General features: G+C 70.6%; 25 protein-coding genes. 10 read left to right on the plus strand and 15 right to left on the minus strand.

Annotated features, from left to right (window positions below; translation table 11 throughout):
• Positions 1–65 precede the first annotated feature (65 nt).
• Entirely contained in the window at positions 66–878 is an 813-nt protein-coding gene (locus tag ACWDGI_RS16135; RefSeq protein ID WP_450759429.1) for an EI24 domain-containing protein, read from the plus strand.
• Here the strand turns inward: ACWDGI_RS16135 and ACWDGI_RS16140 are convergent.
• The 3 genes from ACWDGI_RS16140 to ACWDGI_RS16150 all read right to left on the minus strand — a co-directional run bounded on the left by ACWDGI_RS16140 (position 868) and on the right by ACWDGI_RS16150 (position 4519).
• Entirely contained in the window at positions 868–2103 is a 1236-nt protein-coding gene (locus ACWDGI_RS16140) for a pyroglutamyl peptidase (protein WP_450759431.1), read from the minus strand. The two genes, ACWDGI_RS16135 and ACWDGI_RS16140, sit on opposite strands and share 11 nt — an antisense overlap.
• Before the next feature lie 518 nt (positions 2104–2621).
• Positions 2622–3596 (minus strand): aldose epimerase family protein, encoded by a 975-nt coding sequence (locus ACWDGI_RS16145; protein WP_450759433.1) that lies wholly within the window; start codon positions 3594–3596, stop codon positions 2622–2624.
• A 23-nt stretch (positions 3597–3619) separates the two neighbouring features.
• Positions 3620–4519: an SGNH/GDSL hydrolase family protein gene (locus ACWDGI_RS16150; protein WP_450759435.1), complete on the minus strand. Its 900-nt coding sequence runs from the start codon at positions 4517–4519 to the stop codon at positions 3620–3622.
• 266 nt (positions 4520–4785) lie between these two features.
• Here ACWDGI_RS16150 and ACWDGI_RS16155 point away from each other — a divergent pair, with 266 nt between their 5' ends.
• Positions 4786–5280, plus strand: coding sequence for a DUF3145 domain-containing protein (locus ACWDGI_RS16155; RefSeq protein ID WP_123977426.1), 495 nt, complete (start codon positions 4786–4788; stop codon positions 5278–5280).
• A 221-nt stretch (positions 5281–5501) separates the two neighbouring features.
• Here ACWDGI_RS16155 and fabF read toward each other — a convergent pair whose 3' ends face one another.
• From fabF to fasR, 5 genes are all read right to left on the minus strand, one after another.
• Positions 5502–6764 (minus strand): beta-ketoacyl-ACP synthase II, encoded by a 1263-nt coding sequence (gene fabF, locus ACWDGI_RS16160; RefSeq protein WP_450759437.1) that lies wholly within the window; start codon positions 6762–6764, stop codon positions 5502–5504.
• 116 nt (positions 6765–6880) lie between these two features.
• Entirely contained in the window at positions 6881–7129 is a 249-nt protein-coding gene (locus ACWDGI_RS16165; RefSeq protein ID WP_351731548.1) for an acyl carrier protein, read from the minus strand.
• Positions 7130–7220: 91 nt separating this feature from the next.
• Positions 7221–8252, minus strand: coding sequence for a beta-ketoacyl-ACP synthase 3 (locus tag ACWDGI_RS16170; protein WP_450759439.1), 1032 nt, complete (start codon positions 8250–8252; stop codon positions 7221–7223).
• A 17-nt stretch (positions 8253–8269) separates the two neighbouring features.
• On the minus strand, positions 8270–9190 hold the full coding sequence (locus tag ACWDGI_RS16175) for an ACP S-malonyltransferase (protein ID WP_450759441.1): 921 nt from the start codon (positions 9188–9190) through the stop codon (positions 8270–8272).
• 89 nt (positions 9191–9279) lie between these two features.
• Positions 9280–10485, minus strand: coding sequence for a fatty acid biosynthesis transcriptional regulator FasR (gene fasR / locus ACWDGI_RS16180; RefSeq protein ID WP_450759443.1), 1206 nt, complete (start codon positions 10483–10485; stop codon positions 9280–9282).
• Between the two features lie 73 nt (positions 10486–10558).
• Here fasR and ACWDGI_RS16185 point away from each other — a divergent pair, with 73 nt between their 5' ends.
• Positions 10559–11212: a pirin family protein gene (locus ACWDGI_RS16185; protein WP_450760049.1), complete on the plus strand. Its 654-nt coding sequence runs from the start codon at positions 10559–10561 to the stop codon at positions 11210–11212.
• A gap of 203 nt (positions 11213–11415) precedes the next feature.
• On the opposite strand, the gene ACWDGI_RS16190 is transcribed toward ACWDGI_RS16185, so the two are convergent.
• Together ACWDGI_RS16190 and ACWDGI_RS16195 are read right to left on the minus strand one after the other, a co-directional pair.
• The gene (locus ACWDGI_RS16190) at positions 11416–12240 is read right to left on the minus strand and encodes a serine hydrolase domain-containing protein (RefSeq protein WP_450759445.1); all 825 of its coding nucleotides are present in this window, start codon (positions 12238–12240) and stop codon (positions 11416–11418) included.
• A 19-nt stretch (positions 12241–12259) separates the two neighbouring features.
• Positions 12260–12730, minus strand: coding sequence for a GNAT family N-acetyltransferase (locus ACWDGI_RS16195; protein ID WP_450759447.1), 471 nt, complete (start codon positions 12728–12730; stop codon positions 12260–12262).
• A 105-nt stretch (positions 12731–12835) separates the two neighbouring features.
• On the opposite strand from ACWDGI_RS16195, the gene ACWDGI_RS16200 reads away from it, so the two are divergent.
• Positions 12836–13303, plus strand: coding sequence for a MerR family transcriptional regulator (locus ACWDGI_RS16200; RefSeq protein ID WP_450759449.1), 468 nt, complete (start codon positions 12836–12838; stop codon positions 13301–13303).
• Positions 13304–13310: 7 nt separating this feature from the next.
• On the opposite strand, the gene ACWDGI_RS16205 is transcribed toward ACWDGI_RS16200, so the two are convergent.
• The 3 genes from ACWDGI_RS16205 to ACWDGI_RS16215 form a co-directional block, all read right to left on the minus strand.
• On the minus strand, positions 13311–14171 hold the full coding sequence (locus tag ACWDGI_RS16205; RefSeq protein WP_450759451.1) for a DUF4429 domain-containing protein: 861 nt from the start codon (positions 14169–14171) through the stop codon (positions 13311–13313).
• Between the two features lie 67 nt (positions 14172–14238).
• A complete protein-coding gene (locus ACWDGI_RS16210; RefSeq protein ID WP_450759453.1) occupies positions 14239–15456 on the minus strand; it encodes an alpha/beta hydrolase in 1218 nt (405 codons plus the stop codon).
• 101 nt (positions 15457–15557) lie between these two features.
• A complete protein-coding gene (locus tag ACWDGI_RS16215) occupies positions 15558–16193 on the minus strand; it encodes a TetR family transcriptional regulator (protein ID WP_450759455.1) in 636 nt (211 codons plus the stop codon).
• 66 nt (positions 16194–16259) lie between these two features.
• Between ACWDGI_RS16215 and ACWDGI_RS16220 the strand changes: the two genes are divergently transcribed.
• Positions 16260–17879, plus strand: coding sequence for an MFS transporter (locus ACWDGI_RS16220; protein WP_450759457.1), 1620 nt, complete (start codon positions 16260–16262; stop codon positions 17877–17879).
• Between the two features lie 259 nt (positions 17880–18138).
• A complete protein-coding gene (locus ACWDGI_RS16225; RefSeq protein ID WP_450760051.1) occupies positions 18139–18426 on the plus strand; it encodes a small hydrophobic protein in 288 nt (95 codons plus the stop codon).
• A gap of 79 nt (positions 18427–18505) precedes the next feature.
• On the opposite strand, the gene ACWDGI_RS16230 is transcribed toward ACWDGI_RS16225, so the two are convergent.
• Both ACWDGI_RS16230 and aceE read right to left on the minus strand, forming a co-directional pair.
• The gene (locus ACWDGI_RS16230; protein WP_450759458.1) at positions 18506–19354 is read right to left on the minus strand and encodes a potassium channel family protein; all 849 of its coding nucleotides are present in this window, start codon (positions 19352–19354) and stop codon (positions 18506–18508) included.
• 137 nt (positions 19355–19491) lie between these two features.
• On the minus strand, positions 19492–22239 hold the full coding sequence (gene aceE, locus ACWDGI_RS16235) for a pyruvate dehydrogenase (acetyl-transferring), homodimeric type (protein ID WP_450759460.1): 2748 nt from the start codon (positions 22237–22239) through the stop codon (positions 19492–19494).
• A gap of 424 nt (positions 22240–22663) precedes the next feature.
• Between aceE and ACWDGI_RS16240 the strand changes: the two genes are divergently transcribed.
• The 4 genes from ACWDGI_RS16240 (at position 22664) to ACWDGI_RS16255 (ending at position 25119) form a co-directional block, all read left to right on the plus strand.
• Positions 22664–23101 (plus strand): DUF3052 domain-containing protein, encoded by a 438-nt coding sequence (locus tag ACWDGI_RS16240; protein WP_351692127.1) that lies wholly within the window; start codon positions 22664–22666, stop codon positions 23099–23101.
• A 118-nt stretch (positions 23102–23219) separates the two neighbouring features.
• Positions 23220–23678 (plus strand): peroxiredoxin, encoded by a 459-nt coding sequence (locus ACWDGI_RS16245; protein WP_450759462.1) that lies wholly within the window; start codon positions 23220–23222, stop codon positions 23676–23678.
• A gap of 173 nt (positions 23679–23851) precedes the next feature.
• On the plus strand, positions 23852–24427 hold the full coding sequence (locus ACWDGI_RS16250) for a TerD family protein (protein ID WP_450759464.1): 576 nt from the start codon (positions 23852–23854) through the stop codon (positions 24425–24427).
• Between the two features lie 116 nt (positions 24428–24543).
• The gene (locus ACWDGI_RS16255; RefSeq protein WP_351692136.1) at positions 24544–25119 is read left to right on the plus strand and encodes a TerD family protein; all 576 of its coding nucleotides are present in this window, start codon (positions 24544–24546) and stop codon (positions 25117–25119) included.
• Positions 25120–25200 lie beyond the last annotated feature (81 nt).

Here is a 25200-nt window from a genome sequence, read left to right on the forward strand (position 1 = left end):
CACCGCTGTCCCGGTGGCTCCATGCCCCCGCCGTGCCCCGGGACCGCACCGGTAAAGTTTTCGCCATGCGTGATCTCGGCGTGGGCTTCGGATATCTGCTCAAGGGCCAGCGGTGGGTCGGTCGGCACGGCAAGCAGTACGGCTTCGGTCTGCTGCCCGGCCTGATCACCCTCGTCCTGTACGCGGCGGCGCTGGTCGCCCTCGCGATATGGGGAGAGGACTTCGTCGCCTGGGCCACCCCGTTCGCCGACGACTGGTCCAGCCCCTGGCTCGGCCTCTTCCGCGGCTTCCTCACCGCCGTGCTCTTCGCCCTCGGCCTGCTGCTCGCGGTCCTCACCTTCACCGCCGTCACGCTGCTGATCGGCCAGCCCTTCTACGAGAACCTCTCCGAGAAGGTCGACGCGGACGTCTCGCCCGACGGCACCGCGCCCGAGTCCGGGCTGCCGTTCTGGCGCGAGCTGTGGATCTCGGCCCGCGACAGCCTGCGCGTGCTGCTCCGGGCCGGCCTGTGGGGCCTGCTGCTCTTCGCCCTCGGCTTCCTGCCCCTCGTCGGGCAGACCGTCGTACCGGTCGTCGGCTTCTTCGTGACCGGCTTCTTCCTCACCGAGGAACTCGCCGCCGTCGCCCTCCAGCGCCGGGGGGTCGACCTGCGTGCCCGGCTCGCCCTGCTGCGCTCCCGCAAGACCCTGGTGTGGGGCTTCGGCGCCCCGCTGGGCCTCGCCTTCCTGGTCCCCTTCGTCGCGGTGTTCCTGATGCCGGGCGCGGTCGCGGGCGCCACCCTCCTCGCCCGCGACCTGCTGGGCGAGGAGACGGCACAGGAAGACCCGGACCCGGACCCGGACCAGGACCGGGACCGGGACCGGCGGCTCACTTCCTGAAGCTCGCGTCCGCCGCCACGGTCACGATCGCCCGCACCTGGTCGATGATGTCCACCCGGTTCCGCACGAACTCCGGATCGGTCACCTCGGTGGTGTTCCCGGCCCCGAACTGCAGCACCGGCGTGTGCACATGCCCGCCGGGCAGACTGTCGTGCAGCCCCAGCCGGTCCCGCAGCAGCGTGGCCCGGTAGGCGATCTCGTTGGACAGGTAGTCCCCGCCGCCCCCGGCCCGTGCCGTGGACCCGGGAGTCGGCCCGTCCGCCCGTACGACGGCGTCCGTGCCGCCCGCCGGGATCTCGGTCACCTCGGTGTGGTCGTACACCGGGAACCGCCCGGTCGGCGCCGCCACGATCGCCGCGTACGGCAGGGTGGTGGTCGTCCACTGCGGCTGCGAGGCCGGGTCGGCGACCGGGACGGTCTCCGTCCGGCTCACGTTGTCGTTGTCGGGGAACCCGCCCCGCCAGGCCCCGTTGGTGCGCTCCACGTCGAACCGCCCGACCCGCCCCTGGCTCACCGTCGTGAACAGGTCCACCTTCGGCAGATACGGCCGCAGCGTGCGCTCCACGGTCCCCTGCGCGAAGTCGTCCCACCGCACCGGGAAGACGGCCGTCTCCACCCGGGCGGGACCCTCCGCCGTCTGGACGACCGTGCCGTCGAGGGCCAGCGCACTCGCCCCGGACGGGTTGGAGATCCGGATGTCCCGGTCGAGCGTGAACGGGTCGAACCCGGTGACCAGGATCCGCCGCACACCCCTGCCGGGATACCGGATGTCGGTCTGCCCGCGCGAGGTCCGCTCCAGCACGTCGAGCAGCGCCGCCCGCTGCCGCTCGCTCAGCCCGAACCCCGGCTCCCAGGTGCGCACGTCACGGGTCATCCCGAGCCGCGCCCAGTACAGCGGCCGGTCGTCGTCCCGGCTGATGTCACCGGAGACCGGCCCCCGCCCCTGCGCCCGGTCCACGGCGCGCCGCCACAACGCGGACCCGTGCCCCGCGACGATCCGCCGGGCCTGCGCGTAGGACCGCGCGCCGTCGAGCGTCCGCGCGAACTCCGGTGCCACGGCGTCGAACCCGGACCGCCGGAGTATCTCCTGCGGCACGGCCCGGTCCAGCCGCTGCTCCTCGGCGGTGGGGGAGGGCGCGGTGGCCGCGTGTGCGGCGCCCGGGGCAAGCGCCCCGGCCAGCAGGGCGATTCCAAGAACACCGATCCGAACGCGCAGCGATTTCACGGGAGTTGGCCTTCCGTCGCAGTGGGGTGCGTGGTGCCGTTCGGGCCGCAGTATCGCTTGCGGGACACGGTGTGGTCCATGCCGGGGGGAGCGACCGGGCCACCTCCCGGAGCGCGGTCACGAACTCCGCAGCGGCCGGGGCCCGGCCGCGCGCCGTCGCCGCGTACACGGCCCGTGCCGGGGCGCCGTCGTCCAGCCCCGGCAGCAGCACGATGTCCGGGCGTACGGCGGTGGCCGCCGGCGCCGGCAGCAGGGCCACCCCGAGCCCGGTGGCGACATACCCCTGCTCGGCGGTTCACTCCGGGATCCACTCGGCCCCGGCGGGGTCCCGTGGCGGGTGTCCGGGATGTGGGACGGCTCGCGGGTGTTTGTGAAGGGTTCGTACGGGATAGCTGTGGGGAGGGCGGTCACCGGCCGTCGGCCCACAGCCGAGGCTAGGGTCTGAGCCGGGACCTGTCCCCCCTGAGCAGCCCCGGTCCGGGACCTGACCCCTGGACCGGGGCTTGCGGCTGTCTCGGTCAGTCCCGCACCCCGAAGCCGTACACCGTCTGAGAGCGGTACACCGTGCCCGGGTCGAGGCGGGTGCTCGGGAAGTCCGGGCGGTTGGGGGAGTCCGGGAAGTGCTGGGTCTCCAGGGCGATGCCGTCGCCCGGGGCGAACGGGCCGCTCAGGTGTTCGGCCGTGTAGAGCTGGACGCCGGGTTCGGTGGTGGCCACCGTGAGGGTGCGGCCGGAGCCCGGGTCGTGCAGCTCGGCGATCTCGGCGGGGGAGTCGGTGACGCCCTTGTCGAGGACCAGGTTGTGGTCGTAGCCGGAGCCCACCTTGCGGGCCGTGCGGAAGTCGAAACGGGAGCCGGAGACGTCCGCCAGGACCCCGGTCGGGATCAGGTCGCCGTCGACGGGGGTGTACCGGGAGGCGGCGATCCGGAGTTCATGGCCGCCCGCGTTCCCGGAGCCCGCGAGGTTGAAGTAGCTGTGGTTGGTGAGGTTCACGACGGTCGGCGCGTCGGTGACCGCCTCGTAGGAGACCCGCAGCGCGCCGGACGCGTCCAGCGTGTACGTCGCCGTGAGCTCCAGCCGCCCCGGGAAGCCCTCCTCCCCGTGCGGGCTCACCCGCGTCAGCCGCACCCCGTGCTCGACGCCCTCGGCCGCCCACACCCGCTTGTCGAAGCCGCCGGATCCGCCGTGCAGGGAGTTGGGCCCGTTGTTCGGCTCCAGGGCGTAGGTCACGCCGTCCAGCGGGAAGCGGGCGTGCGCGATCCGGTTGGCGTACCGGCCGACCAGGGCGCCGAAGTACGGGCCCGGATGCTCCAGGTAGCCGTCCAGGCCGGTGAACCCCAGCACCACGTCCGCCGTCCGCCCGTCCCGGTCCGGCACCTCGACCGACTGCACGATTCCGCCGTACGACAGGACCCGCACCCGGGTCCCCGCCCGCTCCAGGGTCCAGCGGTGCACCTCGGTGCCGTCGGAAAGTGTGCCGAAAAGTTCGCTCATGAGGGAAACCCTAAGCCAAGGGTCTAGTCCACCGGGTCCGCCGCCGTGATGGTCCGGTAGGCGATCGCGGCGAGCTTCGACTGGCCGTCGGTGCTCGGGTGGAACCAGTCCCAGTGACTCAGCTGATCCGTGCCGAAGCGGTACTCGTACACCGCCCCGCCGTCGAAACGGCAGCGCCGGTCCTTGGCACAGACCTCCGCCAGCACCTTGTTGTACTCCTCGACCCGCTGCTGCACCCTGTCCCGGCGCAGGGTCGCCACACTGGTCAGATCGTCGGCGTCGCCCAGCATGGAAGGGCAGATGCCCAGCTTCCAGATCTGCTTGCCCAGCGGGTTGGTCCGCCCCTGTGACCACAGCCGCTTCAGATTCGGCACGCTCGACACGTACACCTGCGTCTTCGGCAGCGACTTGCGCAGGGTGCCCATCGCGTCCTCGAACTGGGTGCGGAAGTGGGCCACCGAGGTCATCGCCCGTACCGACCTGCGGCAGGCGTCGTTCGCGCCCGCCATCACCGTCACCAACTGCGGCCTGCGTGCCACCGCCTCGGCCATCTGCGCGGAGAGGTCGGCCATCCGGGCGCCCGTCTCGGCGTAGTTCCAGCTGTGGTCGACCGCGCCGGTCCGCCCCAGCAGCCGTACCGCCAGACTGTCCACCTGGTCGCTGGTGCCGGTCGCCCAGGACACCTCCGGGCAGTCCGAGAGCACCGTGCACGCGTCGAAACCACGGGTGATGGAGTCGCCGACGGCCGCGATCGAGGCCGGGCTGCGGTCCCACACCGACACGGCCCGGGGCGCCTGCTTCCGGCCGCCGTCACCCGCCGAGGACGAGCCGCCGATCACGTCGCACCCGGCCAGCGCCAGCGCGGCGGTCGTGGCGACGACACCGGTCAGGGCACGCGAACGTCGGCGTCGCTGCTTGCGCATACCCCGCTGGTCCTCTCCGTCGGCTGGTCAGGTCGGCTGGTTGGTGCCCCTTCATAACAACGCACGCGAGTTCCCACCCCCCGCCCTGCAACGGTCCACCCCCGTACAAGCGTCCCCCTGGGTGAATGGCAGGGGTTTCCTGGCTGTGGGACCGACGGTACGTCACACTCCTTGCACCGCCGCACGGTAGCCTCGCCATCAACGCGGCCTTCGTGTCACTGCCGCCAGCCAGCCAGCAAGATGTCCCGCTCTGCCCGGAGGTTCCGGTGACGACACGTGGAGTTCTGTACGTGCACTCCGCGCCGCGCGCGCTGTGCCCGCACGTCGAGTGGGCCGTCGCCGGGGTGCTCGGCACGCGCGTCAACCTCGACTGGATCCGGCAGCCGGCGGCCCCCGGCACCTGGCGCTCCGAGTTCTCCTGGCAGGGCGAGGTCGGCACGGCGTCCAAACTCGCCTCCGCCCTGCGCGGCTGGCACCTGCTGCGCTTCGAGGTCACGGCCGAGCCCTGCGCGAAGGCCGAGGGCGAGCGCTACAGCTGCACCCCCGATCTGGGCATCTTCCACGCGGTCACCGGAATCCACGGCGACATCCTGATCCCGGAGGACCGCCTGAGGGCCGCGATGACGCGCTCACAGCGCGGGGAGACCGACCTGGAGGCCGAGATCGCCAAACTCCTCGGCAAGCCCTGGGACGACGAACTGGAGCCGTTCCGCTACGCGGGCGAGGGCGCCCCGGTCCGCTGGCTCCACCAGGTGGTCTGAGAGCGCCGTCGGAAGGGCCGCGATCGCCGTCGGGCGGCTGCGGCGCCGTCGTGGCTGGTCGCGCAGTTCCCCGCGCCCCTAAAAAGACCAGGGGCGAGCGCCCCTTCAGAGGCGCGGGGAACTGCGCGACCAGCCCCCACCGGCCGTCGCCGACAACGAAACGCACCGTGGCCCGGACTCCACTCACGGAGTCCGGGCCACGGGCCTTGCTGCAACGCTTCTCACACGGTCCTGAACGCCAGGACCACGTTGTGCCCGCCGAAGCCGAACGAGTCGTTCAGCACCGCGATCTGACCCTCGGGCAGCGCACGCGCCTCACCCCGCACCACATCCGCGCTGACCTCGGGGTCGAGGTTGTCCAGGTTGATGGTCGGCGGCGCCGTACGGTTCACCAGCGCCAGGATCGACGCGACGGTCTCGATACCACCCGCACCGCCCAGCAGGTGCCCCGTCATCGACTTGGTCGCCGAGATGGCCATGTGGTCGACGTCGTCGCCGAACACCTTCCGCAGCGCCTTGATCTCGGCCACGTCACCCTGCGGCGTCGACGTCGCGTGCGCGTTGACGTGCACGATCTCGGCCGGCTTCAGGTCCGTGTTGTCGAGCAGGTTCTGCAGCGCGTGCGCGATGCCGTTGCCCGACGGCTCCGGCTGCGTGATGTGGTGCGCGTCGGCGGAGATGCCCTGCCCGACCGCCTCGACGTAGATCCGCGCCCCGCGCGCCTTCGCGTGCTCCTCGGACTCCAGGACGATCACGCCCGCGCCCTCACCGAGGACGAAGCCGTCACGGCCGGAGTCGTAGGGCCGCGACGCACCCTCGGGGTCGTCGTTGTTCTTGGACATCGCCATCATGTTGCCGAACGCGACGATCGGCAGCGGGTGGATCGCCGCCTCCGTGCCGCCGGCCACGACGATGTCCGCACGCCCGGTGCGGATCATCTCGATGGCGTACCCGATGGCCTCGGCGCCGGAGGCGCAGGCCGACACGGGCGTGTGCACACCGGCCCGCGCACCCAGCTCGATACCGACGTTCGCGGCCGGCGAGTTGGGCATCAGCATCGGCACGGTGTGCGGGGAGACACGGCGTACGCCCTTCTCCTTGAGCACGTCGTACTGGTCGAGGAGGGTCGTCACACCGCCGATGCCGGAGGCGATGACGGCGCCGACCCGGTCGGGGTTGGCGGACGAGTCCTCACCGGCCTTGGCGGTGAAACCGGCGTCCTTCCAGGCCTCCTGGGCGGCGATCAGCGCGAACTGCGCGGACCGGTCCAGCTTGCGGGCCTGCGGGCGCGGGATGATCTCGCCCGGTTCGACGGCGATCTGTGCCGCGATACGGACGGGCAGCTCGGCCGCCCAGTCCTGCTCCAGGAGGCGGACACCGGACTTGCCGGCGATCAGGGCCTCCCAGAACGAAGCTACGTCGCCACCCAGCGGTGTGGTTGCGCCGATACCGGTGACGACCACGGTGCGATTGGTCGGGCTCACGGGAATTCTTTCTCCAACGGATACGGGATTCGACGGCGCCACCGCCGGGTGGCGGGGCCTCGCAGTCCGGGAACCTGCCGGGTACCCGGGCAGGTGGCCCGGGACCCGGCGGGAACTCAGTCCTGGTGCTTGAGGATGTAGTTGGTGGCGTCCCCGACGGTCTTCAGGTTCTTGACGTCCTCGTCCGGGATCTTGACGTCGAAGCGCTCTTCGGCGGCGACGACGACCTCGACCATGGACAGCGAGTCGACGTCCAGGTCGTCGGTGAAGGACTTGTCCAGCTGGACGTCCTCCACGGGGATCCCGGCGATCTCGTTCACGATCTCGGCGAGACCGTCGACGATCTCCTTCTCAGTGGCGGCCATGTCAGGCGCTCCTTCTTAGATGTTCCAGACGGTTGCTGCGGTGTTGCTGGCGGCGTTTCCGGTACCGGATGCATGATCCGGCACGGAGTGCCTAGGGGAGGGTAACGACAGTGGCGGCGTAGACGAGACCCGCCCCGAACCCGATGACGAGCGCGGTGTCGCCGCTCTTCGCCTCACCGGTCGCCAGGAGCCGCTCCATCGCGAGCGGGATCGAGGCGGCCGAGGTGTTGCCGGTGGTGCGGATGTCACGGGCGACCGTGACGTGCTCCGGCAGCTTGAGAGTCTTCACCATCGAGTCGATGATCCGCACATTGGCCTGGTGCGGGATGAAGACGTCCAGGTCGTCCGCGCTGATTCCGGCCGCGTCCAGCGCCTGCTGAGCGACCTTCGCCATCTCGAACACGGCCCAGCGGAACACCGCCTGGCCCTCCTGCGTGATCGCGGGGAACTTGATGTTCCCGGCGCTGTCGAGGGGGAGGTTGGTGACGTCGCCGACGTGGAACCGGTCCCAGGGCACGGTCTGCTTGATGGTCTCCGACTTGTCGCCCTCGGAGCCCCACACCGTCGGGCCGATCGCCGGCTCCTGCGCGGGGCCGACCACGACCGCGCCCGCGCCGTCGCCGAACAGGAAGGCCGTGGCCCGGTCCTCCAGGTCGGTCAGGTCGCTGAGCCGCTCCACGCCGATGACGAGCACGTACTCGGCGGAACCCTCCACCACCATGCCCTTGGCGAGGGTGAGGCCGTAGCCGAAGCCCGCGCAGCCGGCGGAGATGTCGAAGGCGGCGGCCTTGTTCGTGCCCAGCTTGTCGGCGATCTCGGTCGCCACGGCCGGGGTCTGGCTGAAGTGCGAGACGGTCGAAACGACCACGGCGCCGATCTGCTCGGCGGAGATGCCCGCGTCCGCGATCGCCTTGCCGGACGCCTCGATCGACATCGCGGCGACCGTCTCCTCGGGGCCCGCCCAGTGCCGGGTCTCGATGCCGGAGCGCGACCGGATCCACTCGTCGGACGAGTCGATCGTCTCCAGGATCACCTCGTTGGGCACCACGCGGGTCGGGCGGTAGCCGCCGACGCCGAGGATGCGCGCGTACGGAGCACCCTTGCTGGGCTTGATCTTCGACATCGCAGTGGGCTCCTAATTCAGCTGTGCTCGGCGATGAGCTCGCGGGCCGCGTCGAGGTCGTCGGGGGTCTTCAGGGCGAGCGTCTTCACGCCGGGCAGCGCGCGCTTGGCCAGGCCGGTCAGGGTGCCGCCGGGGCACACCTCGAGCAGGGCGGTCACGCCCAGCTCCTTGAAGGTCTCCATGCACAGGTCCCAGCGGACCGGGTTGGCTACCTGTCCGACCAGCCGCTCCACGATCCTGTCGCCGGAGGTGACGGCCCGTCCGTCCCGGTTGGAGACGTAGGTGAGCTTCGGATCGGCGGGCGCGAGCTCCTTGGCGGCCTCGGCCAGCTTGTCGACCGCGGGAGCCATGTGGTGCGTGTGGAAGGCGCCGGCGACCTTGAGGGCGACGACCTTGCGGACGCCCTCGGGCTTGTCCTCGCTCAGCGCGGCGAGCTGCTCCAGGGTGCCCGCGGCGACGATCTGGCCCGCGCCGTTGATGTTCGCCGGGGTCAGGCCCAGCTTCTCCAGGTGCGCGACCGAGACGTCCGGGTCGCCGCCGAGCAGCGCCGACATCCCGGTCTCGGTGATCGCGGCGGCCTCGGCCATCGCCAGACCGCGCCTGCGGACCAGGCGCAGCGCCTCGGTGTCCTCCAGGACGCCCGCGAAGGCGGCGGCGGTGATCTCACCGACGCTGTGCCCCGCGACCGCGCCCGGCGCGATGTCCGTCATGGCACCGAGTGCCGCGCCGGACAGGATCCCGGCGGCGACGAGCAGCGGCTGCGCGATCGCGGTGTCCCGGATCTCGTCCGCGTCGGCGTTCGTGCCGTAGTGCACCAGATCGAGCCCGATGGCATCGGACCATTCACGCAAACGGTCCTGGGCACCGGGGAGTTCGAGCCAGGGGGTCAGGAAGCCGGGCGTCTGGGCGCCCTGGCCGGGAGCGACGAGTACGAGCACTCTCACACTCTCTCTTGGGGAACCCCACGGCCGCCCGTGGGGACAGGGACGAAGAACACGAGGGGGTTTTGTGGACCCCCGACAAAATCCTATGGCTGGGGATCTCCATCGACCAGACGCCCCAGGATCAGTGCGATCCGCAGCGTGAAGGCGGATCGTACATCGGACGGCGACCATCCGGTGACGTCAGTCACACGTCGAAGCCGGTAGCGCACGGTGTTCGGGTGGACGAAGAGCATCCGGGCCGCACCCTCCAGGCTGCTCGCCTGTTCCAGATAGACGCTCAGCGTTTCCAGCAGCGCCGAGCCCGCTTCTTCCAGCGGTCTGTAGATCTCCTCCACCAGCTGCTCGCGTGCGCCCGGATCACCTGCCATGGCGCGTTCCGGAAGCAGGTCGTCCGCCAGCACCGGACGCGGCGCGTCCTGCCAGGCGGAACAGGCCTTCAGCCCCGCGGCGGCGGCCTGCGCGGACCGGGTGGCGGCCAGCAGATCGGGTACGACGGGCCCCGCGACCACCGGACCGGCGGCATAGGGCCCGATCAGCGACTTGGCGACGGCCAGCGGGTTGTCGCTGCCGCCCGCGATGACCACGAGCCGGTCCCCGAGCACCCCGGTGAGCACCTGCAGCTTGGCGTGCCGGGCGGCCCGCCGGATGGCCTCGACGGTCAGCTCGCTGTCCCCGTCGGGCGCGGTACCGAGCACGACACACACATGCTCGGGCGAGTTCCAGCCCAGCGCGGCGGCCCGGCTCACCGCCCCCTCGTCGGCCTCCCCGCTCAGCACCGCGTTGACGACCAGCGACTCCAGCCGGGCATCCCAGGCACCCCGTGCCTCGGCGGCCTGCGCGTACACCTGGGCGGTGGCGAAGGCGATCTCCCGGGCGTAGACCAGCAGCGCCTCCCGCAGCACACTCTCGTCGCCGGGGGCCGCCACCTCGTCGATGGCGCTCTCCATGACCTCGATCGTCGTCCGCACCATCTCCACGGTCTGCCGCAGCGTGATCGCCCGGGTCAGCTCACGCGGGGCGGTCCCGAAGACGTCGGTGGAGATGGCCTGGGGTGCGTCGGGGTGCCGGAACCACTCGGTGAAGGCCGCGATGCCCGCCTGGGCGACGAGCCCGATCCAGGAACGGTTCTCCGGAGGCATGGCCCGGTACCACGACAGGGTCTCGTCCATCCGCGCGATGGCCTGGGCGGCGAGGCTGCCGGACGACTTCTCCAGCCGCTTCAGGGTCGCCGAGTGCTGATGGACTGCATGAGCCGAGGGGTCGGACTTGCGCGTTACGGGTTCGGGCACGGGGACAAGACTGCCTTATCCGGACGGGAGCGTGCGCCGCCGGGTGCCGACTGCGGTCTACGGTGGTTCCGTGATGGACGTACGGCGCGCGGCTGAGCGCTACCCCGGAGGGGACCCGGCAGCCGGAATCGAGTCCCGCCACGCCTTCTCCTTCGGGCCGCACTACGACCCCGACAACCTCCGCTTCGGCGCGATCATCGCGTGCAACGAGGAGCGCCTGGAACCGGGCGCCGGCTTCGACGAGCATCCGCACAGCCACACCGAGATCGTGAGCTGGGTGGTCGAGGGCGAGCTGACCCACCGCGACTCGGCGGGCAACGAGACGGTGGTACGCCGGGGGGACGTGCAGCGGCTGAGCTCGGCGGGGGGTGTCCGCCACGTGGAGCGCAACGACGGGGCGGTGCCGCTGGTGTTCGTGCAGATGTGGCTGGCCCCGGTACGCCCGGGCGGCGAACCGTCGTACGAGATCGTCCGCGGCATCGCCGACTCGACGCCGTACGCCGTCCCGGAGGCCGCGGCGATGCTGCACGTCCGCCGGCTGGGGGCGGGGGAGCGGACGGCGGTCCCGGACGGGGCGTATGTGTACGTGCACGTGGTGCGGGGGGAAGTGCGGGTGGGCGGGGAGCCGTTGGGGGCGGGGGACTCGGTTCGGGTGGCGGGGGCGAAGGACCTGGACGCGCTCGGGATCACGGCGGCGGAGGTGTTGGTGTGGGAGATGGCGGGGTAGCACGTCGCCTGCGGGCCGGTGGGGGCCGTTCGCGCCCACGCGGCGGAGCCTGCAGATTGATACAGCCCCGCGCCCCTGACGGGGCGCTGTGGCCGCCGCCTCTACTCAGCCGCGGGCAGGCGTGCCGCAGGGCGGCACGGGTGGGCGCGGGCGGCAACCTGTCAGCGCCGGTGAGCGTCCCCGCCCCCGGGCCCCGGCAGGGCTCAGCCGCGCAGCTCCGCCAGGACCGCGTCCGTGAATGCCGGCCAGACCTCGACCGCCCAGGGGCCGAACGCACGGTCCGTCAGGGCCACCGACGCCACGCCCGCTTCGGGGTCCACCCACAGGAACGTGCCGGACTGGCCGAAGTGGCCGAAGGTGCGGGGGGAGGACGAACCGCCCGTCCAGTGCGGGGACTTGGAGTCCCGGATCTCGAAGCCCAGCCCCCAGTCGTTCGGGTTCTGGTGGCCGTACCCCGGCAACACGCCCTTCGTCCCCGGGTATTGGACGGTCAGCGTCGCCTCCGCCACCGTCCGCGGATCCAGCAGCCTCGGCGCCTGCAACTCCGCCGCGAAGCGGAGCAGGTCGGAGACCGTGGAGACGCCGTCCTTCGCCGGCGACCCTTCCAGAGACGTCGACGTCATGCCCAGCGGCTCGAGGACCGCCTGCCGCAGGTACTCGCCGAACGGCATCTCCGTCGCCTTGGCGACATGGTCCCCGAGCACCTCGAACCCGGCGTTGGAGTACAGCCGCCGCTCCCCGGGCGGCGCCGTCACCCGGTGTTCGTCGAAGGCCAGCCCCGAGGCGTGCGCGAGCAGATGCCGTACCGTCGACCCCTCAGGACCGGCCGGCTCGTCGAACTCGACCGCCCCCTCCTCGTACGCGACGAGCACCGCGTACGCGGCGAGCGGCTTGGTCACGGAGGCCAGCGGGAAGCGCTGCCCGGCCGGACCGTGGGTGCCGAGGACCGTCCCGTCGGCCCGTACGGCACCCGCCGCCGCGGTGGGGACCGGCCAGTTCTCGATCGACGCAAGGCTCTGCAAGGACATGCTCACGAGCCTATGCGGATCAGAGCGTCAGGGTCATCGTGGGGTCCGGCTTGTGGACGAAGCCGAGCGAGGCGTAGAGGGGCTCGGCCTCGGCGGACGCGGTCAGCATGACCTGCCCGGCGCCCCGCTCGCGGAACCAGGCCAGCAGCTCCGCCATGCACGCGCGCGCGTACCCGCGGCGACGCGCGTCCGGGTCGGTGGCCACGCTGAAGACGTACCCGGAGCGCCCGTGCGGACTGGACGCCTTGCCGATCCGGTAGTCGAGGGTCCCGACGACCAGCGCGGCCAGCGCCCCCGGCCGGTCCGGGTGGTCGACGACGAACGCGGCGAAGTCCCCGTCCGGCTCGCCCAGTCTCTCCCGGAGCCCCGGCAGCGCCAGGGCGTGCCAGTGGGTGGTGGTGTCCCCACCGGGCAGTGCGTCGATCATGACCTGGCGCAGACGCAGCACTTCCGGTGCGTCCTCGGGCCTGGCACGGCGTACGAGACTCATACCCGCGCACGGTAGTCATCGGCCGTCCCCGCGTCGCGCGCATTTCTTACCGTCTTACCGGGTTCCGCTTGCTTCGAGCGCACTCCAAGGCCATAGCGTTGAGTCATGACGGTGATGCAGACCTCGACCGCGGCGCCCACTCAGCAGTCCGACCGCGCACCCGCCGACATCTGTTCCGCCCCGCCCCGCCGGCATCCGCGCCCCGAAGGGCAGGACCGCTACACGATCAGCGAGGTCGTCGCCTTCACCGGACTGACCGCCCACACCCTGCGCTGGTACGAGCGGATCGGGCTGATGTCCCACATCGACCGCTCCCACACCGGCCAGCGCCGCTACAGCAACAGCGACCTGGACTGGCTGGACTTCGTGACCAAGCTCCGCCTGACCGGGATGCCGGTGGCGGACATGGTGAGATACGCGGAACTGGTGAGAGAGGGCGAGACCACCTACTCCGACCGCCGGGAACTCCTGGAACAGACGCGCAGGGACGTCGTGTCGAGGATCGCCGAACTGCACGACACCCTGTCGGTGCTGGACCGGAAGATCAGCTTCTATGAGCAGGGTGCCGGCTGAGGCGCCCTCACAGCTCGGCCAGCAACTCCGCCTTCTTCGCGGCGAACTCCTCGTCGGTGACCAGCCCCGCCTCGTGCAGTTCGCCCAGATGGCGAATCCGCTCCGCGATGTCCGCGGGGTCCCGCCGGCCCGCCGACGCCGGCAGTGCGGCCCCGCCCTTCGCCCGTACCGCCTCCAGGACCGCCGCCGCGAACGGCAACGACTCGTGCACCGGCCCGTACCCGAGCCCGAACACCACGGTCGCCGGGTCCTGGTCGGCCGCGACCGCCGGCGCCGCCCCCGTCAGGTCCGCGCGGCGCAGCAGTCGCAGGTGCCCCTCGAAGACCTCCGGGGACCGCCACTCCACGCCCCCGAGATCGGCCACCGCGAAGCGCTGGTCGCCGGCCTTCCACTTGGCCGTCGACGCGCCCGTCCACGACCAGCGGAAGTGCACGGCCCGGCCGTCGAAGCTCGCCTTGCCGTCGTACGCCTTGAACTGCCGGGGTGCCTCGGGCGCGGGCACCAGAAACCTTTCGGCCGGCTCGGACGCGGACTCGGTGAGCACCGCGCGCAGTTCGTCGGCGTAGTACTCCGCGAGGGTCTCCCGCTCGGCCGGGAGGACGAGCCGGTAGGGGTCGCTGCCGTCCTTCAGCTGCCCGGCGGCGGCCTCCATCAGGGGATCGGCGCCCGGGCGCGGCTCGGCTCGCAGGACCACGGTGCCCCGTTTGCCGGGGGCGAGCGTCACCCCCGCGAGCGCGGCGAACGGCACCCGGCGTTCCCCCAGCGTCTGGAAGAGCCTGGGTGTGCGAATCCCCCGTTCGTAGCGGATGAGCACGGAGTCGGACTCGAACTCCCAGGCGGCATGAAATCCGGCCAGTACGTCACCCATGCGGCTCATCGTATGCGGCACGTGCTTCCCAGTCCCATCCCCGCGCATACCGCACTTCCTGCTGTCTCTACGCGCGTCCGGCCATCAACGTGCCGGACAAACCCGCCCGGCACCCGTCATCGTCGTGGGCACACGTCACCGAGCCGTACGCGCCAACCCCGATGTCGGCGAGATTGCGCAGGCTGTCCGTGCCCGGCTCGAAGTAGCCGGCGTGTCCCTGTGCGTCGTGCGCCGACAGCACCCGTGCCCCGAAGGAGGAGGAGACGGGGTCGGCGCCGTGGCCGAGTCCGCCGAGCTCCATGTAGGGGACGTCCTGGATCCAGTCGGTGGCGTCCCGCATCGCCCACACCCGGGCCGAGGTGCCCAGGTGCGCGGCGTTCTCGACCCGCATCCCGGGGCTGGCGGCCACCGCTATGTCGGACACCCGGTCCGGCATGTAGTGCGCGGCCACCCCGCAGACCACCGAGCCGTAGCTGTGGCAGAACATCGACACCGGCGCCTCGCCGGGCAGCGCGCGCAGCAGCGCGTTGAGGCGTACGGCGCCCTGCGCGGCGGCCGTGCCGGTCGCCGCGCCCACGCCGAGACCGTCGGGCGCGGTGTAGTCGGCCCAGGCGATCACCGCCGTACGGGTCGAGGGGCTCGCCGTGCGCTCCGCCTTGTACAGCGCCTTGGCCATGCCCACCGGGGCGGTGTACTGACGGTTCGTCCGCTGGAAGGTGAGCAGGTCGGTGTCGACGCCGGGGACGACGACGGAGACCCGCTCGGCCCTGGTGAGGTCGCCGAACACCTCGGCGACCCGGCCGCTGCCGTCCGGGTCGAAGGCGAGGATCTGCCGGCCCTTCGCCATCAGCGCCTCGTAACGGTGCATCCGGCGGCCCGCGTCCTGCTGGCCGGCCGCGGTGAGCCGTGGGTCGTGCATGCGTTTCTTCTCGACGGCGCGCTGCTGGTCGAGGGCGATGTGGTTGGCCCGGTAGCGCAGGGCGGCCGGGGCGCCGTTCATGTTGCCGACCACGAGCGGGTAGCGGTGCACGAGCCGGTCGCGCTCCGGCACGGTGAGCGTGGCGAAGAAACGGGTGAGCAGCGCGGGGGACGCCTCCGGGTCCGGCAGGTGGAGACCGCGCAGGCTGCCGTGCTCCCACTTGGCGAGGGAGGTCTGCATGGCGGTGGTCTCGCGGTGCGCGCGCATGGCCGTCCAGCCGGTGGTCGCGAGCATCACGAACACCACGGCCAGGGCAAGCAGCGCGCGCCAGACGTTCAGTGGCGGGGAGGTGTCGAAGGAAGTCACTGGGAGGACACACTAGGAGAACGAAGGGGTCTCGCGGTAACTGAGTGACAGTTATCACGTTTCGGCAAACGTGTGGCCCATCACGCCTCGTGCGGCCCGTCTCAGCTCGCGGGGCGCTCGCGCCAGTTCCCGGTGAGCGCCGGCCCCAGCTGGTCGAGGTACGACGAGGTGAGTTCGCGGATCGCCGTGACGCTGAAGTCGTCGCCGACCGACCAGTGCCGCTCGGTGACCCGGATGACCGCGCCGAACACGGCGACCACGAGCCGGGGCCGCGGGTCGGTGTCCGCGTCGACGCCCTCCCGCTCGGCGACGATCCGCGCGATCTCCTCCTCCGTCTCCGACTGCCGCCGCAGATGGGCGGCGAACAGCACCGGCGTCGCCTCGATCATCTTGTACGTGCGCATCAGCAGTTCCACCGGGACGTACCGCTCGATGGCCTCCTCGATGCTGTCCCAGCTGTCCATGACGGACCGGCGCAGCGCCTCCAGCGGGGTCTCCTCGGCCGGCCGCCGGCGCACCGCCTCGACGTAGTGCGCCTCGGTGAGCCGTGGCACGAAGAAGGCAACGTCCTCCTTGCTGGCGAAGTAGCGGAAGAAGGTGCGCTGCGAGACGTCGACGGACTCGGCTATCTCGTCGATGGTGGTGTGCTCGTAGCCCCGGGTCACGAACAGCTCCAGCGCGTTGCGCAGCAGCGCGTCCCGGGTGCGCTGTTTCTTGCGTTCGCGCAGCGTTTCCATGTCTGACAGTTACTGACTAGTGATTTCGTTTGTCAACTGTCAGCGGCTGTCACTAGCCTCGATCGTATGACTAGTCAGACCACGATCGACACGGCGGGGTCGGGGGACGCACCACCTACAGCCCTGCCGGAACAGCCGCCGGCCCCCGGCCTGCGTGGCCACCCCTGGTTCACCCTGATCACCGTCGCCGTCGGGGTCATGATGGTCGCCCTCGACGGCACCATCGTGGCCATCGCCAACCCGGCGATCCAGAAGGACCTCGGCGCCACCTTCGCCCAGGTGCAGTGGATCACCAACGGCTACTTCCTCGCCCTCGCGGTCTCCCTGATCACCGCGGGCAAGCTCGGTGACCGCTTCGGCCACCGGCAGACCTTCCTGATCGGCGTCGTCGGCTTCGCCGCCGCCTCGGGCGCCATCGGCCTGTCCGACAGCATCGGCCTGGTCGTCACCTTCCGCGTCTTCCAGGGCCTGTTCGGCGCGCTGCTGATGCCGGCCGCGCTGGGCCTGCTGCGGGCCACCTTCCCGGCCGAGAAGCTCAACATGGCGATCGGCATCTGGGGCATGGTCATCGGCGCCTCCACCGCGGGCGGCCCGATCCTCGGCGGCGTGCTGGTGCAGCACGTCAGCTGGCAGTCGGTGTTCTTCATCAACGTGCCGGTCGGCCTGCTCGCCCTCGTCCTGGGCGTCCTGATCCTGCGTGACCACCGCGCGGAGAACGCGCCGCGCTCCTTCGACCTGCTCGGCATCGCCCTGCTCTCCGGCGCGATGTTCTGCCTGGTCTGGGCGCTCATCAAGGCGCCGAGCTGGGGCTGGGGCGCCGGCCTGACGTGGACGTTCATCGCCGTGTCCGTGCTGGGCTTCGCCCTCTTCTCGTTCTGGGAGACCAGGGTCAAGGAGCCGCTGATCCCGCTCACCCTGTTCCGCTCGGTCCCGCTCTCCGCGGGCGTGGTCCTGATGGTCCTGATGGCCATCGCCTTCATGGGCGGCCTGTTCTTCGTGACGTTCTATCTGCAGAACGTGCACGGGATGGACCCGGTCGACGCAGGCCTCCACCTCCTTCCGCTCACCGGCATGATGATCGTCGGCTCCCCGCTGGCCGGCGCCGCGATCACCAAGCTCGGCCCGCGGATCCCGCTGGCCGGCGGCATGGCGGCCACCGCGATCGCCATGTACGGCATGTCCACCCTGAAGGCGGACACCGGCAGCGGCCTGATGTCCATCTGGTTCGCCCTGCTCGGCCTCGGCCTCGCGCCGGTCATGGTCGGCGCCACCGAGGTCATCGTCGGCAACGCGGCGATGGAGCTGTCCGGGGTGGCCGGCGGTCTCCAGCAGGCCGCGATGCAGATCGGCGGCAGCCTCGGTACGGCCGTGCTGGGCGCCGTGATGGCCTCCAAGGTCGACAGCGACCTGCCGGGCAACTGGGCCGGCGCGGGGCTGCCGAAGCTGACCGACGCGCAGCTGGCGCAGGCCTCCGAGGCGGTCCAGGTCGGTGTCGCGCCGGTCGCCAAGGGGACGCCCGCGGAGATCGCCGCGAAGATCTCCGACGTCGCCCACGACACGTTCATCTCCGGCATGAGCCTCGCCTCGTTGGTCGCGGCGGGTGTGGCGGCGGTCGCGATCCTGGTCGCGCTGCTCACCAAGCGCGGCGAGAACGCGGACGCCGGCGCGGGCGTCGGGCACATCTGACGCGGGTTCAGCACACACGCAGGTCGATATGTCCGGTTTCCTTTGGCGGAGTTCCCCTATCAGGGTGACTCCGCTAAAGATTCCTCGCACTCGGCACGCGCCGCAGGTCACAGTGGGTCAAGTCCTCCGCAGGGCATGGGGGACAGCCGGGCCGCGGCGCGCTGCTGGAGGGGGGCAGCGCGCGGGCAGGTCTGCGGACGCGGAACAGGGGTACCCGGTCATCGCACCCGAACAGTCCATGGAGACCAGGGAGTTGATGATGGCGAGCTTCGGCCAGCGAACACGTGGGTACCCCCGTTCACGCGGCCGCACAGGTATGCGGAGCGGGCTGGACCATGGCACGCTCGGAATCATCGGCACGATATTCGCCGTGGTCGGCTTCTTCGCGCTCGGGATCGTGCTGGGGCCGGCGGCACTGGTGTGCGGCTGGCTCTCCATGGGCCGGGTATGGAACCCGAAGAGTTCCATACCGGCGCTGGTGGCGGTGGTGCTGGGAGCGATCGACACGCTGCTTGCTCTGTTCTGGCTGGCGGGCGTATCGGTCTAGCTGCGGGCCGGTGGGGGCGGGTCGCGCCCACGCGGCGGAGCCGCAGATCGACACAGCCCCGCGCCCCCGAAGGGGCGCCTCAGCCGCGGGCAGTCGTGCCTCCCCCAGAGCCCGAAAGGCCTGGGGGGACCCCCGGTCGGCACGGGTGGGCGCAGCCGCACCCGGTCAGCGCCGGTGAGCGCGACGGCGTGACCTCGGCCCCCACCCCCTCGCGCAGAGCAGTGACCTCCGCGCGGAGTGCCCGTACTTCCTCGGTCAGCATCCCGATCGCCTCCGTCTGCCGGCGCTCCTCCACGTCGTCCTTCTCGAACCGTGCGATGAACCAGGTCGCGATGTTCGCCGTCACCACACCGAGCAGGGCGATCCCGGACAGCATCAGGCCGACCGCGATCATCCGGCCCAGCCCGGTCGTCGGCGCGTGGTCGCCGTACCCCACCGTGGTCATCGTCGTGAACGACCACCACAGCGCGTCACCCAGTGTCCGGATGTTCCCGTTCGGAGAGTCCCGCTCCGCCGAGAGCACGGCCAGCGACCCGAACATCAGCAGTCCGACGACCGCGCCCACCACATACGTCGTCAGCTGGATCTGCGAGGCCATCCGGGCCCGCCGCCCCACCAGCGTCAGCGTGGCGACGAGCCGCAGCAGCCGCAGCGGCTGGAGCAGCGGCAGCACCACCGCGCACAGGTCTATCCAGTGGGTCCGCACGAACTCCTTGCGCCGGGGCGCCAGAGCCAGCCGTACCAGGTAGTCCACGGCGAAAGAACCCCAGACCACCCACTCCGCCGCCGTGCAGACCGCGGTGAGGCCGTGCCCTGCGGAACTGTCCACGATCGGCAGGGCGTAGGCGACGGCGAAGGCCACCGCGAGCGCCAGCAACGGCCGTTGGGTCAGCTGCTCCCAACGCACCTGCGCGGACTGTCGCTCCATGGGGGCATCGTAGGCATCATCCGCGCCCCGAAGGGGGCGGGCCTGCGCCGAGCTGCGGCTCCGCCGCGCGGGCGCGACCAGCCACGACGTCGCCGCGGCTGGCCGCCGCCCGCCCCGGCCGAAGCCGAGCGCAGCGGCTACGCGTCGCCGCCCGCCGCGCCCGGATGCGCCGCCGTCACGTCCAGCAGCTGGTAGCGGTCGATGGCCTGCTTGAGCACCGAGCGGTCGAGCCTGCCCTCACGGGCCAGCTCGGTCAGCACCGCGACCACGATCGACTGCGCGTCGATGTGGAAGAACCGGCGCGCCGCGCCGCGCGTGTCGGCGAAGCCGAAGCCGTCGGCGCCCAGCGACTGGTACGTGCCCGGCACCCAGCGCGCGATCTGGTCCGGAACCGATCGCATCCAGTCGGACACGGCCACGAACGGACCCTCGGCGCCGCTCAGCTTGCGCGTCACGTACGGCGTGCGCTGCTCCTCCTCCGGGTGGAGGAGGTTGTGCTCCTCGCAGGTCACGGCCTCGCGCCGCAGCTCGTTCCAGGAGGTGGCGGACCAGACGTCGGCCTTCACGTTCCAGTCCGCGGCGAGGATCCGCTGCGCCTCGATCGCCCAGGGCACCGCGACACCGGAGGCCATGATCTGCGCCGGGACGGTGCCGTCCGTGCCCGCGCTGATCCGGTGGATGCCCTTGAGGATGCCCTCGACGTCCACGTCGGCCGGCTCGGCCGGGTGCTGGATCGGCTCGTTGTAGACGGTCAGGTAGTAGAAGACGTCCTCGCCGTGCGGGTGCTCGGCGTCGCCGCCGTACATGCGGCGCAGGCCGTCCCGGACGATGTGCGCGATCTCGTACGAGTACGCCGGGTCGTAGGCCACACAGCCCGGGTTCGTCGAGGCGAGCAGCTGGGAGTGGCCGTCGGCGTGCTGGAGGCCCTCACCGGTCAGGGTCGTACGGCCGGCGGTCGCGCCCAGGACGAAGCCGCGCGCCAGCTGGTCGGCCATCTGCCAGAACTGGTCGCCGGTGCGCTGGAAACCGAACATCGAGTAGAAGACGTAGACCGGGATGAGCGGCTCGCCGTGGGTGGCGTAGGCCGAGCCCGCCGCGATCAGGGAGGCCGTGCAGCCGGCCTCGGAGATGCCGTCGTGCAGCATCTGGCCGGTCGGGGACTCCTTGTAGGCGAGCAGCAGGTCGCGGTCGACCGACTCGTACTGCTGGCCGAGCGGGTTGTAGATCTTCGCGCTCGGGAAGAAGGAGTCCATGCCGAAGGTGCGGTACTCGTCCGGCGCGATCAGTACGAAGCGACGGCCGAGCTCCTTGTCCCGCATGAGGTCCTTGAGGAGGCGGACAAAGGCCATGGTGGTCGCGATGGACTGCTGGCCGGTGCCCTTCTTCACGGTCGCGTACGCCTTGTCGTCCGGCAGGGCGAGCGGCTGGGAGCGCACGACACGGGTCGGGACGTAACCGCCGAGCCCCTTGCGCCGGTCGTGCATGTACTGGATCTCCTCCGAGTTCCGGCCCGGGTGGTAGTACGGCGGCAGGCCGGACTCCAGTTCCCGGTCGGAGATCGGCAGGTGCAGCCGGTCCCGGAAGCCCTTGAGGTCGGCGACCGTCAGCTTCTTCATCTGGTGCGTGGCGTTGCGGCCCTCGAAGTTCGGGCCCAGCGTCCAGCCCTTGATCGTCTTGGCCAGGATGACCGTCGGCTGGCCCCGGTGCTCGGTGGCCGCCTTGAACGCCGCGTAGATCTTGCGGTGGTCGTGGCCGCCGCGGCCCAGGTGCAGGATCTGGTCGTCGGTCATGTGCTCGACCATCGCGCGCAGCCGCTGGTCGTCGCCGAAGAAGTGGTCGCGGATGTACGCGCCGGACTCGGTGGCGTAGGTCTGGAACTGACCGTCGGGGGTCGTGTTCATCTTGTTGACCAGGACGCCGTCGCGGTCCTGGGCGAGCAGCGGGTCCCAGGTGCGGTCCCAGACCAGCTTGATCACGTTCCAGCCGGCGCCCCGGAAGACCGACTCCAGCTCCTGGATGATCTTGCCGTTGCCGCGGACCGGGCCGTCGAGCCGCTGGAGGTTGCAGTTGACGACGAAGGTCAGGTTGTCCAGGCCCTCGCGCGCGGCGATGGACAGCTGGCCGAGCGACTCCGGTTCGTCCATCTCGCCGTCGCCGAGGAACGCCCAGACGTGCGACTTCGAGGTGTCGGCGATCCCGCGCGCGTGCATGTAGCGGTTCATCCGCGCCTGGTAGATCGCGCCGATCGGGCCGAGGCCCATCGACACCGTCGGGAACTCCCAGAAGTCCGGCATGGAGCGCGGGTGCGGGTAGCTGGAGAGGCCGTTCGGGTATTTCGACTTCTCCTGGCGGAAGCCGTCCAGCTGCTCCTCGCCGAGCCGGTCGAGCAGGAACGCGCGGGCGTAGATACCGGGGGAGGCATGGCCCTGGAAGAAGACCTGGTCGCCGCCGCGGCCGTCGTCCTTGCCGCGGAAGAAGTGGTTGAAGCCGACGTCGTAGAGGGACGCGGAGGAGGCGAAGGTGGCGATGTGCCCGCCGACGCCGATGCCCGGACGCTGTGCGCGGGAGACCATCACGGCCGCGTTCCAGCGGGTCGCGTTGAGGACCCTGCGCTCGATCTCCTCGTTGCCCGGGAAGAACGGCTCCGCGCGCGTGGGGATCGTGTTGACGTAGTCCGTGCTGCGCATCTCGGGTACGGCCACCCGCCGCTCGCGGGCGCGCTCGATCAGGCGGAGCATCAGATAACGGGCCCGTTCCCGGCCGCGCTCGTCCACGGCGGCGTCGAGCGAGTCGAGCCACTCCTGGGTTTCCTCGGGATCGAAGTCAGGAACCTGACTCGGAAGGCCGCCAATGATGATCGGGTTGCGATCGGATCCGGAAGCCACGCTGTTCCTTACCTGTCAGAGGGGCACTGATTACCTGCGTTTTCCTGCATATCCCTGCGTTTCCCTGCACCGCTGTCCATCGTCCACCTCGGGGCAGCGCACGTCATCTCTACCGTGAGGTAACTCGGGCCCGGCCAAAACGCAACGATACGCCCGGGGTGTGACGTGTTTGGCAAACTCGTTCGACCGTCGTATGTGAGGATGATTCCGAAAGGAACATAGCGGGCAAAAGGGAGTGGTGTGTGCCACACCTGTCTGCGATACGGTGCCGGGAGTTGCGGCGACACGGCCGGGATCGTCACCGTTTCGGCGGTCTGAACGGCCGGGTACTTGCGCGATCGGTCCCGCCCGTGTGGACTACGGCCAATGCTTCGCGCACGCGCGTGGCTGAGTTAATCAACAAGACATGATCAGGAGGCAACCCGTGAGCGCGACCGCGGACCACGCGGAGGAGCGGACCACCCCTGCCGTCAGGCTGGGGTTCCAGCCAGACCAGGTGGTCCAGGAGATCGGCTACGACGACGACGTCGACCAGGAACTCCGCGAGTCCATCGAAGACACCATCGGCACCGAGTTGGTGGACGAGGACTACGACGACGTGGCCGACGCCGTGGTGCTGTGGTTCCGTGAGGATGACGGCGACCTGACGGACGCGCTGGTGGATGCCGTCACCTACATGGAGGAAGGCGGCTGGATCCTGCTGCTGACTCCGAAGACGGGCCGTGACGGCTACGTCGAGCCGAGCGACATCGGCGAGGCGGCCACGACCGCCGGCCTCTCGCAGACGAAGAGCGTCAGCGTGGGCAAGGACTGGAACGGCAGCCGGCTGCTGACCCCGAAGGGCGCCGCCAAGAAGCGCTGAGCCCCGACCGGCGGACGGACCGTGCCCCGGTCCGTCCGTCGGCCTGCCGTGATCGCCGCGCAAGGGCCGCCGCATAGGGTGTCCTCACCCGAACAGCCCCTTACGAAGGGATGCAGCGATGGCGATCCAGGTCGGCGACAAGGCGCCCGACTTCGAGCTCAAGGACAACCACGGCCGGGCCGTGAAGCTGTCCGACTTCCGCGGCGAGAAGAACGTCGTGCTGCTCTTCTACCCGTTCGCCTTCACGGGCGTGTGCACCGGTGAGCTGTGCGAGCTGCGCGACAACCTGCCGCAGTTCGAGGACCGCGGCACCCAGCTGCTCGCCGTCTCCAACGACTCCATCCACACCCTGCGGGTCTTCGCCGAGCAGGAGGGCCTGGAGTACCCGCTGCTCAGCGACTTCTGGCCGCACGGCGAGACCTCGCGCGCCTACGGCGTCTTCGACGAGGCCAAGGGCTGCGCGGTGCGCGGCACCTTCGTCATCGACAAGGAGGGCGTCGTGCGGTGGACCGTGGTCAACGGACTGCCGGACGCGCGCGACCTGAACGACTACGTGCGGGCGCTCGACGCCCTGTAGACCGCTCCGCGGACCGCCCACCGATCCCCTAGGGGCCGACACGGCCGACACCCGGTAATTCTTCGGGGTCCAGGGCCTGCGGGGGGCGGGAACCCGTCACTAGGATCGAATCGTTGATCCGGTATCCGAAGCCACGGGGGCTCCCCGCCCCTGGACACCACAAGGGAGGACTCGTGGGAGTCAGCCTCAGCAAGGGCGGCAACGTTTCGCTGACGAAGGAGGCCCCGGGCCTGACCGCGGTCCTCGTCGGTCTGGGCTGGGACGTCCGGACCACCACCGGCACCGACTTCGACCTGGACGCCAGCGCGCTGCTGCTGGACACGGCCGGCAAGGTCGCCAGCGACCAGAACTTCGTCTTCTTCAACAACCTCAAGAGCCCCGACGGCTCGGTCGAGCACACCGGTGACAACCTCACCGGTGAGGGCGAGGGCGACGACGAGGTGATCAAGGTCAACCTGGCCACGGTCCCCGCCGACGTCGACAAGATCGTCTTCCCGGTGTCGATCTACGACGCCGACAACCGCCAGCAGTCCTTCGGCCAGGTCCGCAACGCGTTCATCCGCGTCGTGAACCAGGCCGGCGGCGCCGAGATCGCCCGCTACGACCTGTCCGAGGACGCCTCGACCGAGACCGCGATGGTCTTCGGCGAGCTGTACCGCAACGGCGCGGAGTGGAAGTTCCGCGCCATCGGCCAGGGCTACGCCTCCGGCCTGCGCGGCATCGCCCAGGACTTCGGCGTCAACGTCTGAGCCCATCCGAGGGCCTCGGCACTCGCACGTCCGCTCTGTCCGGCGCCGCACCGTTTACGGTCGGCGCCGGACGCGCAGGACAACCGGAGAAGCACCACTAGGGGAGGACCATCACCATGGGCGTCACGCTCGCCAAGGGAGGCAATGTCTCCCTCTCCAAGGCCGCACCGAACCTCACCAACGTCATGATCGGACTCGGCTGGGACGCCCGTTCCACCACCGGCGCCCCCTTCGACCTGGACGCCAGCGCGTTGCTGTGCAAGGACGGCCGGGTGCTCGGCGACGAGTGGTTCGTCTTCTACAACCAGCTCAAGAGTCCCGACGGCTCCGTCGAGCACACCGGCGACAACCTCACCGGTGAGGGCGAGGGCGACGACGAATCGATTCTGGTCGACCTGCCCAAGGTCCCGGCCGAGTGCGACAAGATCATCTTCCCGGTCTCCATCCACATGGCCGACGAGCGTGGCCAGACCTTCGGTCAGGTCTCCAACGCGTTCATCCGGGTCGTCAACCAGGCCGACGGCCAGGAGCTCGCCCGCTACGACCTCAGCGAGGACGCCTCCACCGAGACCGCCATGATCTTCGGCGAGCTCTACCGCTACCAGGGCGAGTGGAAGTTCCGGGCCGTCGGCCAGGGCTACGCCTCCGGACTGCGGGGTATCGCGCTCGACTTCGGTGTGAACGTCTCGTAGCACCCCTCACAGCCGGATGTTGGGCCCGCGCGAGCCGTAGGACACCGATGCCCTCTAGACTCCGTGGTCAACAGTGAGTAA

It is taken from the genome of Streptomyces sp. NPDC001220 (assembly GCF_053597895.1).

Coding starts and splice junctions, on each gene's coding strand:
- ACWDGI_RS16135 (WP_450759429.1), top strand. CDS start 66: ATGCGTGATCTCGGCGTGGGCTTCGGATATCTGCTCAAGGGCCAGCGG.
- ACWDGI_RS16145 (WP_450759433.1), bottom strand. CDS start 3,596: ATGAGCGAACTTTTCGGCACACTTTCCGACGGCACCGAGGTGCACCGC.
- ACWDGI_RS16150 (WP_450759435.1), bottom strand. CDS start 4,519: ATGCGCAAGCAGCGACGCCGACGTTCGCGTGCCCTGACCGGTGTCGTC.
- ACWDGI_RS16165 (WP_351731548.1), bottom strand. CDS start 7,129: ATGGCCGCCACTGAGAAGGAGATCGTCGACGGTCTCGCCGAGATCGTG.
- ACWDGI_RS16170 (WP_450759439.1), bottom strand. CDS start 8,252: ATGTCGAAGATCAAGCCCAGCAAGGGTGCTCCGTACGCGCGCATCCTC.
- ACWDGI_RS16185 (WP_450760049.1), top strand. CDS start 10,559: ATGGACGTACGGCGCGCGGCTGAGCGCTACCCCGGAGGGGACCCGGCA.
- ACWDGI_RS16190 (WP_450759445.1), bottom strand. CDS start 12,240: ATGTCCTTGCAGAGCCTTGCGTCGATCGAGAACTGGCCGGTCCCCACC.
- ACWDGI_RS16195 (WP_450759447.1), bottom strand. CDS start 12,730: ATGAGTCTCGTACGCCGTGCCAGGCCCGAGGACGCACCGGAAGTGCTG.
- ACWDGI_RS16200 (WP_450759449.1), top strand. CDS start 12,836: ATGACGGTGATGCAGACCTCGACCGCGGCGCCCACTCAGCAGTCCGAC.
- ACWDGI_RS16205 (WP_450759451.1), bottom strand. CDS start 14,171: ATGGGTGACGTACTGGCCGGATTTCATGCCGCCTGGGAGTTCGAGTCC.
- ACWDGI_RS16215 (WP_450759455.1), bottom strand. CDS start 16,193: ATGGAAACGCTGCGCGAACGCAAGAAACAGCGCACCCGGGACGCGCTG.
- ACWDGI_RS16220 (WP_450759457.1), top strand. CDS start 16,260: ATGACTAGTCAGACCACGATCGACACGGCGGGGTCGGGGGACGCACCA.
- ACWDGI_RS16225 (WP_450760051.1), top strand. CDS start 18,139: ATGGCGAGCTTCGGCCAGCGAACACGTGGGTACCCCCGTTCACGCGGC.
- ACWDGI_RS16230 (WP_450759458.1), bottom strand. CDS start 19,354: ATGGAGCGACAGTCCGCGCAGGTGCGTTGGGAGCAGCTGACCCAACGG.
- ACWDGI_RS16245 (WP_450759462.1), top strand. CDS start 23,220: ATGGCGATCCAGGTCGGCGACAAGGCGCCCGACTTCGAGCTCAAGGAC.
- ACWDGI_RS16255 (WP_351692136.1), top strand. CDS start 24,544: ATGGGCGTCACGCTCGCCAAGGGAGGCAATGTCTCCCTCTCCAAGGCC.